General features: G+C 55.9%; 16 protein-coding genes. 11 read left to right on the forward strand and 5 right to left on the reverse strand.

Annotated features, from left to right (window positions below; all coding sequences use genetic code 11):
- Positions 1 to 74: 74 nt before the first annotated feature.
- Together ACR0BD_RS13225 and ACR0BD_RS13230 are read right to left on the reverse strand one after the other, a co-directional pair.
- Positions 75 to 1,472 (reverse strand): aspartate aminotransferase family protein, encoded by a 1,398-nt coding sequence (locus ACR0BD_RS13225; RefSeq protein ID WP_480831086.1) that lies wholly within the window; start codon positions 1,470 to 1,472, stop codon positions 75 to 77.
- 75 nt (positions 1,473 to 1,547) lie between these two features.
- A complete protein-coding gene (locus ACR0BD_RS13230) occupies positions 1,548 to 2,231 on the reverse strand; it encodes a GntR family transcriptional regulator (RefSeq protein WP_480831088.1) in 684 nt (227 codons plus the stop codon).
- Between the two features lie 140 nt (positions 2,232 to 2,371).
- Here ACR0BD_RS13230 and ACR0BD_RS13235 point away from each other — a divergent pair, with 140 nt between their 5' ends.
- The 5 genes from ACR0BD_RS13235 (at position 2,372) to ACR0BD_RS13255 (ending at position 7,657) form a co-directional block, all read left to right on the forward strand.
- A complete protein-coding gene (locus ACR0BD_RS13235) occupies positions 2,372 to 3,457 on the forward strand; it encodes a polyamine ABC transporter substrate-binding protein (protein ID WP_480698033.1) in 1,086 nt (361 codons plus the stop codon).
- A gap of 69 nt (positions 3,458 to 3,526) precedes the next feature.
- Positions 3,527 to 4,654: an ABC transporter ATP-binding protein gene (locus tag ACR0BD_RS13240; protein ID WP_480831090.1), complete on the forward strand. Its 1,128-nt coding sequence runs from the start codon at positions 3,527 to 3,529 to the stop codon at positions 4,652 to 4,654.
- Positions 4,654 to 5,544 (forward strand): ABC transporter permease subunit, encoded by an 891-nt coding sequence (locus ACR0BD_RS13245; RefSeq protein ID WP_480831091.1) that lies wholly within the window; start codon positions 4,654 to 4,656, stop codon positions 5,542 to 5,544. Before ACR0BD_RS13240 ends, ACR0BD_RS13245 begins: the two co-directional genes overlap by 1 nt.
- Positions 5,541 to 6,359: an ABC transporter permease gene (locus tag ACR0BD_RS13250; protein ID WP_480698031.1), complete on the forward strand. Its 819-nt coding sequence runs from the start codon at positions 5,541 to 5,543 to the stop codon at positions 6,357 to 6,359. Before ACR0BD_RS13245 ends, ACR0BD_RS13250 begins: the two co-directional genes overlap by 4 nt.
- Positions 6,356 to 7,657: an NAD(P)/FAD-dependent oxidoreductase gene (locus ACR0BD_RS13255; RefSeq protein ID WP_480831094.1), complete on the forward strand. Its 1,302-nt coding sequence runs from the start codon at positions 6,356 to 6,358 to the stop codon at positions 7,655 to 7,657. Before ACR0BD_RS13250 ends, ACR0BD_RS13255 begins: the two co-directional genes overlap by 4 nt.
- A gap of 5 nt (positions 7,658 to 7,662) precedes the next feature.
- Here the strand turns inward: ACR0BD_RS13255 and ACR0BD_RS13260 are convergent, their stop codons facing one another.
- The 3 genes from ACR0BD_RS13260 to ACR0BD_RS13270 are packed head-to-tail and all read right to left on the reverse strand — an operon-like array spanning position 7,663 to position 10,425.
- Positions 7,663 to 8,529: a phosphotransferase gene (locus ACR0BD_RS13260; RefSeq protein WP_480831095.1), complete on the reverse strand. Its 867-nt coding sequence runs from the start codon at positions 8,527 to 8,529 to the stop codon at positions 7,663 to 7,665.
- 55 nt (positions 8,530 to 8,584) lie between these two features.
- Positions 8,585 to 9,250, reverse strand: coding sequence for a flagellar hook capping FlgD N-terminal domain-containing protein (locus tag ACR0BD_RS13265; protein WP_480831096.1), 666 nt, complete (start codon positions 9,248 to 9,250; stop codon positions 8,585 to 8,587).
- Between the two features lie 2 nt (positions 9,251 to 9,252).
- Positions 9,253 to 10,425 carry a flagellar hook-length control protein FliK gene (locus tag ACR0BD_RS13270; protein ID WP_480831098.1) on the reverse strand — a complete coding sequence of 391 codons (1,173 nt, stop codon included), beginning with the start codon at positions 10,423 to 10,425 and terminating at the stop codon, positions 9,253 to 9,255.
- Positions 10,426 to 10,536: 111 nt separating this feature from the next.
- On the opposite strand from ACR0BD_RS13270, the gene ACR0BD_RS13275 reads away from it, so the two are divergent.
- The 6 genes from ACR0BD_RS13275 to ACR0BD_RS13300 all read left to right on the forward strand — a co-directional run bounded on the left by ACR0BD_RS13275 (position 10,537) and on the right by ACR0BD_RS13300 (position 14,258).
- Positions 10,537 to 10,818, forward strand: coding sequence for a rod-binding protein (locus tag ACR0BD_RS13275; protein WP_480831100.1), 282 nt, complete (start codon positions 10,537 to 10,539; stop codon positions 10,816 to 10,818).
- Complete coding sequence (locus ACR0BD_RS13280) at positions 10,802 to 11,161, forward strand: flagellar biosynthesis protein FlgN (protein WP_480831101.1); 360 nt, start codon at positions 10,802 to 10,804, stop codon at positions 11,159 to 11,161. The genes ACR0BD_RS13275 and ACR0BD_RS13280 overlap by 17 nt, the downstream gene beginning before the upstream one ends.
- 211 nt (positions 11,162 to 11,372) lie before the next feature.
- Entirely contained in the window at positions 11,373 to 12,617 is a 1,245-nt protein-coding gene (locus tag ACR0BD_RS13285) for a flagellin N-terminal helical domain-containing protein (RefSeq protein ID WP_480831103.1), read from the forward strand.
- Between the two features lie 77 nt (positions 12,618 to 12,694).
- Positions 12,695 to 13,069: a flagellar biosynthesis regulator FlaF gene (flaF, locus tag ACR0BD_RS13290; RefSeq protein ID WP_480831105.1), complete on the forward strand. Its 375-nt coding sequence runs from the start codon at positions 12,695 to 12,697 to the stop codon at positions 13,067 to 13,069.
- The gene (gene flbT, locus ACR0BD_RS13295; RefSeq protein ID WP_480698022.1) at positions 13,069 to 13,470 is read left to right on the forward strand and encodes a flagellar biosynthesis repressor FlbT; all 402 of its coding nucleotides are present in this window, start codon (positions 13,069 to 13,071) and stop codon (positions 13,468 to 13,470) included. The genes flaF and flbT overlap by 1 nt, the downstream gene beginning before the upstream one ends.
- Entirely contained in the window at positions 13,467 to 14,258 is a 792-nt protein-coding gene (locus tag ACR0BD_RS13300) for a DUF1217 domain-containing protein (RefSeq protein ID WP_480831107.1), read from the forward strand. Before flbT ends, ACR0BD_RS13300 begins: the two co-directional genes overlap by 4 nt.
- Positions 14,259 to 14,331: the final 73 nt, after the last annotated feature.

Genomic DNA, 14,331 nt, shown 5'->3' on the forward strand with positions numbered 1-14,331 from the left:
GGGAAGGGGGCTCTGCCCCCGTCGCCTGATGGCGACTCCCCCGGGATATTTTTAGCCAGATGAAGCTGCGCGGATCAGCTTGCAGCTTTCATCAGGCCCTTTTCGATTATGTCTGTCTGTGCCTCATCCAGCGACTTGTGAATGCGCACGAACATTTCGTCAATATCGTCCGGCGTCAGGATCAGAGGCGGCGAGATGATCATTCGGTCGCCAACATGGCGCATGATCAGGTTATTTCCAAAGCAGCGGTCACGGCATACGTAGCCGACGGTTCCGGGGGCAGAGGCAAATTTGGCCCGGCTCGCCTTGTCGGGTGTCAACGCGATTGAGGCCATCATCCCGACGATTTTTGCTTCGCCGACCAATGGGTGATCTGCCAGAGCCTCCCATTTTTCCTTCAGGTAGGGCGCCGCAACATTGCGCACGTGGTCGACGATGTTTTCTTCTTCCAGGATGCGCAGGTTTTCCAAGGCAACGGCTGCTGCAACCGGGTGGCCGGAATAGGTGTAGCCGTGATTGAATTCGGTTCCCCCAATCACCTCAGCAATCTCATCGTTGACGATTGAGCCACCAATCGGGGCGTAGCCTGAGCTGAGACCCTTTGCGATTGTCATGATGTGAGGTTTGATACCGACCGTCTGCGATCCGAACCAGTTGCCAGTACGGCCAAATCCGCAGATCACCTCATCCGCGATGAGCAGGATATCGTATTTGTCGCAGATACGCTGAATTTCCGGCCAGTACGTATCGGGGGCGACGATGACACCACCGGCCCCTTGTACAGGCTCTGCGATGAACGCAGCGACGCGGTCTTCGCCCAGTTCCTGGATTGCCTCTTCCAACTCGCGTGCGCGGGTCAGTCCGAATTCTTCGGGGGTCATATCACCGCCTTCGGCCCACCAGTTCGGTTGGTTGATGTGGTGAATGTTCGGGATTGGAATGCCGCCCTGCGCATGCATTCCGGCCATACCGCCGAGGGAAGCCGAACCGACAGATGACCCGTGATAGGCGTTCTTGCGAGAGATGATGATGTTTTTGTCTGGCTGGCCCTTCTCGGCCCAGTAGGTGCGCACCAGGCGGATGTTGGTATCGTTCGCTTCGGATCCGCCTGCGGCAAAGAAAACATGGTTAAGATCGCCGGGGGCCAATTCCGCCAGTTTCTTGGCCAGCGCAATGGCTGGCACATGGGTCGTTTTGAAAAACGTGTTGTAGTATGGCAGCTCTCTCATCTGGCGCGCCGCTGCGTCGGCCAGTTCGTCGCGTCCGTAACCGATGTTGACGCACCACAGACCAGCCATCGCGTCCAGGATTTGCTCACCTTCGCTGTCGGTCAGATACACGCCACTTGCGCGGGTGATCACGCGTGCGCCTTCTTTCCCCAACGACCCATTGGCGGAAAACGGGTGCATATGGTGGGCGGCGTCCAACGCCTGCAATTCGGCGGTGGGCATGTGATTTGTGATGATGGACATCGGAGAATCTCCTGCAAGAGCGGTTGTGAGTTACAATATGATCAAATTTTTTTCTGTCAATCGAATCGCCGTGATCTAGGCGTTGACCAAAGCCTCAGCCATTAGCTCCATGCCCTGCTCAATGTCTTGCGCTGTCGCTTTCGCGGCTTGTTCTGCGTCTTTCCGACGAAGCGCGGACAGAATGTCTTTGTGGCGATCCGGAAGGCTTTGGGTACCAAAGCGGCCGCATACCACACGTAATGACGGCCCGAACCGCAGCCACAGCCGTTCGGTCAGATCGTTGAGAATCGGGGCGTTTGCATGCGCATAAAGAGTTTCGTGGAACTGATGGTTAAGGCGCAGATACCCGCCGACGTCTCCATCAACGATGGTACGGTCCAGCCGCTGGTCTATATGCTCAAGCTTGTCGATGTCCGCCGGGGTAATATTCGCAGTCGCACGGCGGGAAAGCTCTGATTCTATTGACTTTCGCGCGAAGATCATCTGTTGAACATCAGTATTGCTCAGTAGAGGAACGCTGACCCGCCGATTACCTTGAAACACCAGTGCGCCATCCGAGATCAGGCGCCGAATTGCTTCACGGACAGGGGTCATTCCGACGCCGAGCGAATCGGTCAAACCCTGGATGGTCACGGGCTGCCCAGGCACCAAGTCCCCGTACATGATCTGTGACCTGAGAGTTCTATAGACCTGCTCATGCGCGGGTTGTTTCTGATCTGTCGAGTCCGTCCGAGATGCCTTATTTTTGATCAAATCCAATTGGTTTGCCCTGTTTCCCACTGTGTTTACTTGCCAGGTTCCCAGCCTCGTGGAACCATACGCCGGATCGGGGGAAAACGCAAAACTTGATCAAATCCAAAAAAACGGGAAAATACCCGCACACTTGCAGGGAGACTAAAATGACACTCAAAACGCTGACACTAACAGCGGTCGTCGCACTGGGGACTTCGGCAGCCTTTGCCGAAGAAGTGCGCGTCTACAACTGGTCCGATTACATCGATGAGGACCTTTTGACCAAATTCGAAGAAGAAACGGGCCTGACGCTCATCTATGACGTGTTCGACAGCAACGAGTTGCTTGAGACCAAGATGCTGGCTGGCGGTTCAGGCTATGATGTGGTGGTGCCGTCCGGCACGTTCCTTCAACGCCAGATTCAAGCCGGGGCATTTCAACCGCTGGATACCTCTCAGCTGTCCAACACGGGCAACCTTTGGGAAGTCATTCAGGAACGCACCGCCGGTTACGATCCTGACAATGCCTATTCCATCAATTACATGTGGGGCACCACCGGGATTGGCGTGAATGTCGGTAAGGTCAAAGAAGCGCTGGGCGATGATGTGGCGCTCAACAGCATGGAGCTGGTGCTGAATCCTGAAAACATGGAAAAGCTGGCCGGGTGCGGTGTGCATTTCCTGGATGCGCCAGCTGAAATGATCCCGATGACATTGCAGTACCTGGGCGAAGACCCGGACAGCCATGACCCGGACGTCATCAAGAAGGTCGAAGAAGTTCTGACGAGCGTTCGTCCGCATATCCAGAAATTCCACAGCTCGGAATACATCAACGCGTTGGCAAACGGCGATATCTGCGTGGCTGTGGGTTGGTCGGGCGACATCCTGCAGGCTCGCGACCGCGCGTCAGAGGCGGATAACGGCATTGAGATCGAATACCACCCGTTCGCCGAAGGCTCGCTGATGTGGTTTGACCAGATGGCCATTCCGGCGGACGCTCCGAACCCGGAAGGCGCGCATAAGTTCCTGAACTTCATTCTGGACGCCAACAACATGGCAGCCGCGTCAAACTATGTTTACTACGCAAACGGCAACAAGGCCTCGCAAGAGTTCCTTGAGGAAGACGTGATCGGCGATCCGGCGATTTACCCGGATGAAGCAACGATGCAGAACCTCTACATCACAACGCCTTACCCGGCGAAGACTCAGCGGGTTGTGACCCGTCTGTGGACCAAGATCAAATCGGGCACCTGATCCGGTTTATCTCGGCAGGGCGGGGTTCCCGCCTTGCCCTTTTTTCCAGAATGTCGAACGGGGGCCGTAGTGAACTCAGACGTCTTTGCGCCGTGGGATGACCCGCAGGCGAAACCCTTGATCCAATTCCGGAATGTCACCAAGCGGTTTGGCGACTTTACGGCCATCGACACCCTTTCTCTGGATATTTTTGAGCGCGAGTTCTTTGCCCTTCTGGGGCCGTCGGGTTGCGGTAAGACAACCATGATGCGGATGTTGGCCGGGTTCGAAACCCCGACCGAAGGCCATATCATGCTGGGCGGCCAGGATATCGCCCCGATCCCGCCAAACAAACGGGCGGTGAACATGATGTTCCAGTCCTACGCGTTGTTCCCGCATCTCAGCATCTGGGACAATATCGCGTTCGGTTTGCGCCGGGACAACATGCCCAAACATGATCTGCAGGACCGTGTCGAAGAGATGTTGCGCCTCACGCGGCTGGAACAATTCGCACGTCGCAAGCCACATCAGATTTCGGGCGGTCAGCGCCAGCGCGTGGCGCTTGCCCGATCTTTGGCAAAGGCCCCCAAACTGTTGTTGCTGGATGAGCCGTTGGGCGCGTTGGACAAGAAACTGCGGCAGGACACGCAGTTTGAACTGATGGATATTCAGGAAAAGACAGGCACCACTTTTGTAATCGTAACACACGATCAGGAAGAGGCGATGACCGTCGCCAGCCGTGTCGCTGTGATGGATCAGGGCAAACTGATGCAGGTTGCGACGCCGGACCGGATTTATGAAAGCCCGAATTCAGTCTACGTGGCTGATTTCATTGGCGACGTGAACATTATCGAAGGTCGTGCAACCAAAAACGGAGACGATACCTATCAGATCGACTGGGCCGAGGGGCAAGCGCCACTTACAGCAACGTCGAGCAACGGTTTTTCACAAGGGCAAGCCTGCCACATCGCCATTCGACCCGAAAAGGTGACGATCTCGGCAGACCGCCCTACTGATGCGATCAACGCGGTGCAGGGCAAAGTGCACGACATTGCTTATCTGGGCAACTTGTCCACTTATCATGTCGAGCTGCCTAACGGCACGATTATCAAGGCGCAGACGGCCAACACTCGTCGCATATCGCGCCGGTCGTTTACATGGGAAGACCCGGTCTGGCTGTCCTGGACAGCCACCGCCGCGGTTTTGCTGGCCAACTGATGCGTCGCGCGTTTCTGATCGCTGTTCCTTATGTCTGGCTGCTGGCGCTGTTTCTGGTGCCGTTCTTTATCGTTCTGAAGATTTCACTGTCAGATACGGCCCTGGCAATTCCGCCATACACTCCGACGCTGGATTTTTCTGCGGGCTGGGCCGGGATCAAGGACTTCTTCGGCCAGCTCGATCTCGAGAACTATGTTTGGCTGACCGAGGATGACCTCTACTGGAAGGCCTATCTGTCCAGTGTCAAAATCGCGCTTATTTCCACGTTTCTGACTCTGCTGGTGGGCTATCCCATCGCCTATGGTATGGCGCGCGCGCCGGTCGAGTGGCGGCCGACGCTGATGATGTTGGTGATCCTGCCCTTTTGGACGTCGTTCCTGATCCGCGTTTACGCGTGGATTGGTATTCTTGGGACCGAAGGCTACCTCAACCAGCTTTTGTTATGGACTGGTATTATTTCAACTCCGCTCACCATTCTGAACACGCAAACGGCGGTCTATATCGGTATTGTCTATACCTATCTGCCCTTCATGATCCTACCGATTTATTCAGCCTTGGAACGGATGGACGAATCCCTGATCGAAGCCGCCGAAGACCTTGGCTGTTCCCGGATTCAGGCGTTTTGGCTGGTGACAATCCCCTTGTCCCGCCCCGGCATCATCGCGGGCTGTTTCCTTGTCATGATCCCGGTGATCGGAGAGTTTGTGATCCCCTCGCTCCTCGGTGGCTCGGGAACTTTGATGATCGGCAAAGTGCTTTGGGAGGAGTTCTTCTCGAACCGCGATTGGCCCGTGGCCAGCGCGGTCGCCGTGGTGTTGTTGGTGATCCTCGTGATCCCGATCGTGTTGTTCCAGCGCAACCAGCAAAAACAGACGGAGGCCGAGCAATGAGCAGGCTGAGTTGGTTTAACACTGTTTCGCTGACGCTGGGATTTGCGTTCCTCTATATCCCGATGATCATCCTGATCGTCTATTCGTTCAACGAAAGTAAGCTGGTTACAGTCTGGGCCGGGTTCTCAACCAAATGGTACGGTGAGCTGGCCCAGAACGAGGCGTTCTTGGACGCTGCGTGGGTTACGATCCGGGTGGCCGTGTTTTCATCAACACTCGCTACTATTCTGGGAACAGCGGCGGCATATGTTCTGGTGCGCGGGGGGCGTTTCTTTGGGCGCACGCTGTTTTCCGGGATGATCTACGCGCCGTTGGTAATGCCCGAAGTGATCACTGGCTTGTCGCTGCTGTTGTTGTTCATCGGCATTGGGCTGGATCGGGGTATCCTGACAATCGTTCTGGCGCATACGACCTTTTCGATGTGTTTCGTATCTGTCGTTGTATCCTCGCGTCTTGTGACCTTTGACCAGTCTCTGGAAGAGGCCGCGTTGGATCTGGGATGTTCGGCCGCCCAAGCTTTCCGTCTTGTGACCCTGCCGATTATTGCGCCCGCGGTGATCTCGGGCTGGTTGCTGGCCTTCACCTTGTCGCTGGATGATCTGGTTATTGCGTCCTTTACCTCGGGTCCCTCTGCCACAACCTTGCCGATCAAGATATTCTCAGCTGTCAGGCTCGGGGTTAGTCCCGAGATCAACGCCTTGTCCACAATCATGATCGCCGTTGTCACGCTGGGGGTCATAACGGCGTCGCTGGTGACAAAACGTGCCATGGTGCGGCAAAAGCAGGATGAAATGGCTGCGGCGCGCGCCGAATGAAACGCGTATTTCCCTCTTACACCTACGGCCCGGGCCCAAGAGAGGGCTGTTGGTGGGACGAAACAACACCCAGTCCGGATTGGCCAACGCACCAAGGCGATGATGCGGTAGATATTGCCATCGTAGGTGGCGGGTTCACAGGTCTTTCCGCGGCGCTGCACCTCGCGGAATCTGGTGTATCCGTCGCCGTTTTCGAAGCTGAAACGCCGGGGTGGGGGGCCTCCGGTCGCAATGGCGGTTTTTGTTGTCTTGGCGGCGCGAAACTAGGCCTGAAGGCGATGGAGCGAACTTACGGAACGCAAGCGGCCCTTGATTATGAACGGGCTGAGGAAGAGGCCGTTCAATTGGTCGCCGACCTATTACGCACCCATAACATCGAGGCGGATACCCATTCGAACGGGGAAACCCAGTTGGCCCATAACGCCCGTGCGATGGAAAAGCTAAGGCGAGGTGCAAGTGAAACCGGCACTTTGCATGAGGCGCAGGATCTGCCGGATCTGGGTTTTGGCGATAGTTTTCACGGGGGTTACACAATTCCTTTGGGCTTTGGGTTAAATCCCAGGAAATACCTGTTTGGACTGGCCAAAGCAGCACAGCAACGTGGTGCCAAGCTGTTTCAAAACAGTGCTGTTTTGAGTTTAGAGAAATCGGTGAATGGCTTCACTTTACGAACGGTTTCGGGCCATGTCCGCGCCGAAAATGTTCTGATTTGCACCAACGGATACTCCAGCGAAGATGTTCCGATGTGGCTGTCGGGTCGCTACATGCCCGCCCAATCCACGGTTTTGGTAACGCGCCCCATGTCAAAGGCTGAGTTGGAATCGCAAGGATGGACAACCGATCAGATGTCGTATGACACACGTCATCTGCTGCACTACTTTCGCCTGATGCCGGACCAAAGGTTCCTGTTCGGTATGCGCGGCGGCCTCAGGTCATCGCCGGGGGTTGAGGCTGCTATTCGTCAAAAGGTTCAGCGAGATTTCGTGCGCATGTTCCCTGCATGGAAGGCGGTGGATGTGACCCATATGTGGTCCGGGATGGTATGTATGTCGCGTGACTTGGTTCCATTCGCGGGACCCGTTCCCGATCAGCCCGGCCTGTTCGCCGGTTTCGCCTTTCACGGAAATGGAGTGGCGATGGGGACGTATTGTGGGCGGGCTTTGGCGCGACTTGTGTTGGGCCAGCAGACCGGGCTTCCGGCGCCTATTTCGCAACCGCCACGCCGATTCCCTTTGGGGTCATGGCGTCGAGCTTTGATGCCACCCGCCTATGCCATGATGGCCATTGCTGATTTATAACGGGGCTAGAGCAAGCTCGCCTCAAGCCGAAGTCCTACAGCATAGTCTTCGGCACCATTCTCAACGCGCCAAAGGCAATAGGCAGCCATTCTCCATGCGTACCACGGGCGCAGTGTTTTAAAGCGCTCGACTGTTTCGACATCGCCGTAGGCCGTTAAAAACTGGTGCTCTTCCTCAGACGACAAAGGTTGACCGCGGTATAGGTATTGCATGGCGGGCGACAGGAACATGGCGATATCCTCGCACGGATCGCCATACGCAGGACATTGCCAGTCAATCAAAGTAAGGCCGGAAGGAGCGACCAGGATGTTTCCCGCTACTGGATCCCCGTGGATCAGACAGGATCGGGCGTTGGGCGCGACCTGCAGATTTGGGCGCAACTGCTCTAGCTGCGCCTTGGTTTTCGAAACGCACCCGTCCAGAATTTGCGCGGTATGAGCGTCCAACGCTGAACTGCCGTTACAACCTGCCGGGGCCAGAACCGATGCGTTATGGGTATGCAATCTGTACAAAAGGTCGGCGACATTCTGAGGTTGCGACTGCCAAGGCGATCCCGGTGCATGATCATAAAAAACCCAGTGACCGTTTTCGTGCGTTCCTGTCGCGCGCAGACGCGGAACGAAACCTGTGTCTTGAAGGGCGCGCAGGCACTGGGCCTCCAGTTCTGCATCATTCCTGAAAAGCGGATTTCTGAGGTTGGCCCGATACAGTTTCAGCACCTTATCGCCGTCACCACCCAATACTTTCCAAACCTGATTTGTGCGACCACCATAAAGGTTCTGAAACCGCGCATTGCTTTCTATGAGACAGGCGTTCCGCAAGTCTTGGACAAGGTCTTCAGGTGGGGCAGTTAGGTCAGGCAGCGGGTTCACCAATTGAGTACGCGAGTCGCAGGTTGCAAACCTTTCGCCCGTCTTGCCCCTCAGATCAAGCGCCAGCTCTGACGCCTGTCACAATTCCTGCCGGGACAACTTGCCCGCTTTTCAGTGTTAGAAAGACAGAACCATCTAGCACCTGGGCTTCAACGACTTTGTTGTAGGCCGAGGCGAGCTGTTCCGACAGAAGTTCGTCTCCGTCATAGCTTTCGAGTGTTGCCGAATAACTGCCGGGGGGAAGAGGATTGCCAGCGCCATCTGTGCCTGCCCAGACGAATTCGGCCTGGTCTGAGGGGACGCTTATCCGTTCGATGACGGTTCCACTCTCGTCGCGGATCGCCATCTTGGCCGCAGTGGCCGCCGGATCGACCTCGACCTGTAACGTTAGGGGCTCACCGTCGAAATAAAACGAAGAGGCTGAGCGCACTTCCATTCCAACCCAGGCAGCAAGTTCTCCCATATCGACGTTACCCATGTTCACGGACAATGACGACAAAAGCTCGTTGGTATGGACTTGCTGCTCTACCATTGAGAATTGGGCCAACTGCGACGCGTATTCGGACGAGTCCAACGGCTCCAGCGGATCCTGGTTTTTAGCCTGCGCCGTCAGCATCAACAGAAAGGTTTCAAAATCAGACGTAAGCCCTGAACTGCCTGATTGCGCAGATGATTGTGTCTGGCTTGGGCTTTGTGTGGCAGGTTGGGTGGAAGTGATCATTGTCATAACCTCAGGTCGATGCGGCCGGTAGCACCCAAACGTTGTGCAGGCAGCGCGTTTAATGGTGTTGGATCGTTTTGGTCGTCCTCAACCTCTGATCCAGTTTCGGTATTGGCGGCGTCTTGCTGCGCGTGAGCGGACGAGCCCAGGTCAAAAGACAAATCCCCGAACCCGAGGTTTTTGAATTCTGTTTCCAGCACAGAAATGTGGCGTCGCATCATGTCCAATGTCTCTGGACGTTCGGTCGCAATTGTCAGGTGCATGCCATCGTCGCGGTTGTTTAGTACGATGGAAACGCGGCCCAGTTCTTCTGGGTTCAAGGCGATTTCGATGATGCCACCCTGTGGTCTCGCGTTTATTACGGCGGCCATCTGACCTGCGATCGCACGGGTTGTTTCCGTGCGCGGAGCGGTGGTCAAAGCATGCGCTGAGCCTGCCGTTTCGCGTGTCTGTGACAGAGTGGAAATGTCCTTTAACGGAAGCGCTTCATCCGATTCCGTAACGAGTAAGCCGCCGGTGCCATCTTGGGGGTTTGGCATCATAAGTTGCATTTGAACGACAGAAGGCGCTTTGTCTGGCGAAGAAGGTTTTTTTGCGGGAACAGATGCCGAAATAACGGAAACCGGATCACGCCCCGGGTTCGAAAAACCACCAGTAAATTCTTGAGCAGGTCGAGCATGATCGTGAGACTTATCGAGCTTGTGTGTCACAGGAACTACTTTAGCAGCTAGTGGAAGTTCCCCGGCGTTTGGTAATGCTGCGGTTTGGGTTGTCATGTCTACGGAACGACGGAACGCCTCGTCTGGTATAGCTCTCTGATCCAACGCAGGGGCCGCTACAGTGAATAGCGACGGTGGATCAATGGGGCTGGCAGTATCAGCAAGGTCTGTCTCCACTGACTGCGGGCCAGTGACCTCCGCTATGGGGTCGTCATTGGCCGGTGCATCCTGATCGTTCTCCGCAACGTGATCCAATTGCACTGCGGCTTGGTGCACGTCAGTATCTGGAGTTGCCAAAGTGGGAGTTTCGACCTCATCCGTCGCTGGCTGCGCCTGTTCCTCCAGAACGGATTGAAAAGAGCCATCCATTTTGGGCTCGTCGGTGTCTTTGGCGTTCGCGCCGGTCCTGGCGCTGGCTGCAGGTGCCGATGTCGTCACTGAAAGAGGGTTGGGCATTTTGCTCCGGCTCCGATTGTGTGATCGGAAACCTGCCCGCAGGAAGTTACGTTTATTTTAACCGCTATCGTCTTTGTTCGAGAAAGTTCTAAGCAAATTTCGGAGAATACGATGAAGATTTCCACGACGACGCCGACCTCTCAACCACCAGCGGTGCATGACAAGTTGCGATCTGCGGCCATTGAGTTGGAAGCAGCCTTTCTGACCGAGATGCTAAAATCCGCCGGGCTTGGTCAATCGCGCGAATCCTTCGGGGGCGGCACCGGCGAAGACCAGTTCACGTCCTTTCTGGTGCAACAACAAGCGCGCCAAATGGCCGAAGCCGGAGGGGTCGGACTTTCTGAAATCTTGTTCCGGTCTTTGATGGAGGGTGCTCATGCCGACAAAGCCTGAAATCAATCTGGTCAAATCTCTGGAAGAGCTACTGGATTCAGAGCGTGCAGCTTTGGTTCAGGGGGATCTGGACCAGCTCAATCACATGGCGCCTGAAAAGGAAAAACTGATCGGTGCGATAAATGACCTCGAAGTCTTTGACACCGATGCGCTGACCCGTCTGCACAAGAAGGTCGAAAGAAATCAGGCGCTTCTGAACAGTGCGGCGGACGGCATTAGCGCTGTCGCTGAACGGATGGCTGAACTGCGCCGGGTTCGGCAGGAATTCACTACATATGATGCGGGTGGACAGCGTAGCGGTTTTGCTGTGCGCAGCCACGCCAAGCTTGAGAAACGCGCCTAATCGCAGGTTTGATTCAAATCTGAATTTTCAAACCACCGGGCTTTAGCACTCCGTTAGGGGATCAGAGGCAAAGGTAGTCGGGCACTTGGAAACAACAGGTGGCGCGAACAGCCGGACGGCGGATCGCAGTGATCAGAAAGACGTTAAAGCCCGCAGATGGTGCGGGGTTAGCACGGGCGCAAAGGGCCCATACGTAAAAAAGGAAGAAGCTATGTCCAGCATTCTGACCAACAATGGCGCAATGGTTGCGCTGCAGACCCTGAAATCGGTCAACAAGAACCTGGCGATGACCCAGAACGCGATCTCGACTGGTAAGGACGTTGCAACCGCCAAGGACAACTCGGCGGTCTGGGCGATCTCGAAAGTGATGGAATCCGACGTCAAGGGATTCAACGCGATCAAAGACAGCCTGGCGCTGGGCGAGTCGACTGTCGCGGTGGCGCGGAACGCATCGGAAACCGTGACCGATCTGCTGAACCAGATGAAAGGCAAGATCGTCGCGGCGCAGGAAGACAACGTGGACCGCGACAAGATCAACACGGACGTGAGCGCCCTGAAGGATCAGATCGAATCTGTTGTGGGTGCCGCGCAGTTCAACGGCCTGAATCTGGTCAACGGTGGCGCAGGAGCGTCAATCCTGTCCTCTCTGGACCGTGATGCGGGGGGTGATGTGACTGCGTCGTCCATCAGCGTTGCTGCGCAAGATCTTTCGGTGGGCGGCTACACGGCCAAGGGCGTTCTAGCGGGGTCAGATAACGTGACCACCGACAACGACACGGCTGGTTTTACCATGGATAAGACCGGTGGCAGTGGTGACATCGTGATCGACAGCTCGACCGACAACTTCGAAGCGGGCGACAAGGTCTCGATTGCCGTGGGTGATCAGGTTGCGACCTACACCATCCAGGACTCTGACCTGGATCCGTCGGGCACCTATGACGCGGCTTATACCGATGCCATTGTTGCTGTGGGTCTGAAAAACAAGATCGATGCGTTGGGTGTCACGGGCGTCGCGATTGACTACGACTCGGGCAACCCTGGAACGTTGAGCTTTGTGACTGGTACTGCAACGGCTGGTGCGGACGCGGATCGTGACGTGACCGTTGCGGCCCAGTTCACCAACGCTGGTGCAGGCGGTCTTGGCGCTCTGGATTCGATCGACGTTTCCACGGATGCGGGAGCACTGGCCGCTCTGGGTACCATCGAAGGTCTGATCGATACGGCCATCGACGCCTCAGCCGCCTTCGGCTCGGCGCAGGGTCGGATCGAGACGCAGAAAGAGTTTATCTCGAACCTGTCGGACTCGTTCAAATCCGGTATCGGCTCGTTGGTGGATGCCGACATGGAAGAGACCTCGGCCCGACTGCAGGCCCTGCAGGTGCAGCAGCAGCTGGCCACACAGTCGCTGTCGATTGCCAACCAGGCACCGCAGTCGATCCTGTCTCTGTTCCGCTAATCTTTGGAACCTGGTCGGGGCGTGGAAACGCGCCCCGACACTGACCGGCAAAAGACGGCTTATTGGAAGGATTTCAAGTGACACCGCACTCTCTTGCTCAGCGAGCCTACGCACAGACCGCCGCCCCCACCCGCACCCCGCGCGACACCGAATACGAGGCAATCTCAAAGATCACGCATCGGCTCAAGGCCGCTGCCGCCCGGCAAAAGACGGATTTTGGCGGATTCGTTCAGGCCCTGCACGAAAATCGCCGCCTTTGGAGCGTTTTGGCCAGTGGCGTCACCGATTCCGACAATGGATTGCCCAACGACTTGCGGGCGCGGATTTTCTATCTGGCTGAGTTCACCGAACAGCACAGCAGTCACGTCTTAGGTCAGAAAGCATCAGTTGAACCTCTTTTGGAAATCAATATGGCCGTCTTGCGTGGGCTACGGCAGATGAGTGCTGCCTGATGGGGGGGCTTGTCTTGAAACTGGCCCCGAAAGAACGGGTGCTGATCAACGGAGTTGTTTTGGAAAACGGCGACAGACGCAGCCGTTTTTCCATCATGACCCCAGATGCCAATGTACTGCGTTTGCGGGATGCTATTCACCCCGATGAAGTCAACACGCCGGTTCGGCGTGTCTGCTATGCCGCGCAACTCGTTCTGTCCGGAGACATGGAGGCGGATCATGGCCGCCAACAACTTTTGCGCCGGGTAGAAGAGTTGAGCCAGGTCTTCACAGATGCGGACAGCCGCAAGGTGTTGGCCGAAGCGACAGAGGCGCTATTGGCAAAGCAATATTACAAGTGTCTGAAATCCTTGCGCGCATTGCTGCCGCGCGAAGAGCGCCTGATGGCATACCGACAATGACGTTTCAGCCGGTCGTCCCTTCTGGTGGTCTTGTCGGATGGCGTTTCCTGCAGCGGACATATGATACGCAGATCGATAGTTTCGCATCATCTGCCGTCAATGAACGTGAAACCCGCTATTTCCTTGAGAATATCAGTAAGGTGGAAACCGCAGAAGATTTGGTTTCGGATCGTCGATTGCTTCAGGTCGCCTTGGGTGCCTTTGGCTTAGAGGGCGATATCAATAATCGTTACTTTATTCAAAAGGTGCTGTCGGATGGAACCAGCGCAGATGATGCGCTTTCCAATCGGTTGTCCGACAAAAGATACCGCGAGTTTTCCGAGGCTTTCGGGCTTGGCCCCGGTGAAATTCGAAGGACTGGCCTGATCACGTTCATGGAGGATATTGCGCGCGACAATGTCGTCTCACGTTTTGAGGTCGCTGTAGGAGAGCGGGATGAAACAATGCGCATTTCTCTGTATGCGCGACATGCGCTGGCCGATCTTGCCGGGCAGGAGGGCAGCGGCGATACAAAATGGTTCGACTTGATGAGCTTACCTCCGCTACGGAATATGATGGAAACAGCACTCGGCCTGCCATCCAGTTTCGCGCAGCTTGATATCGACAGGCAACTCGAGGTGTTCAAAGATCGGTTGTCCCGCGCAACCGGATCTGACGACCTTAGCCAATTCACAGAAGAGGCTGCCATCGAGCAGCTTACAGACAGGTATCTGGCGCGAAGTCAGATTGCGCAGTTACAAAACACAATTTCACCGGCGCAGACGGCTCTGATCCTGCTGGGGGGTTAAGCACAGGATCGGTTGCCTGTCTGGACATTTAGCTTGCTCTCAAGCGGAAATTTGCGTCGGGCGGGAAAGGGAT

It is taken from the genome of Ruegeria sp. G5, assembly GCF_056533365.1.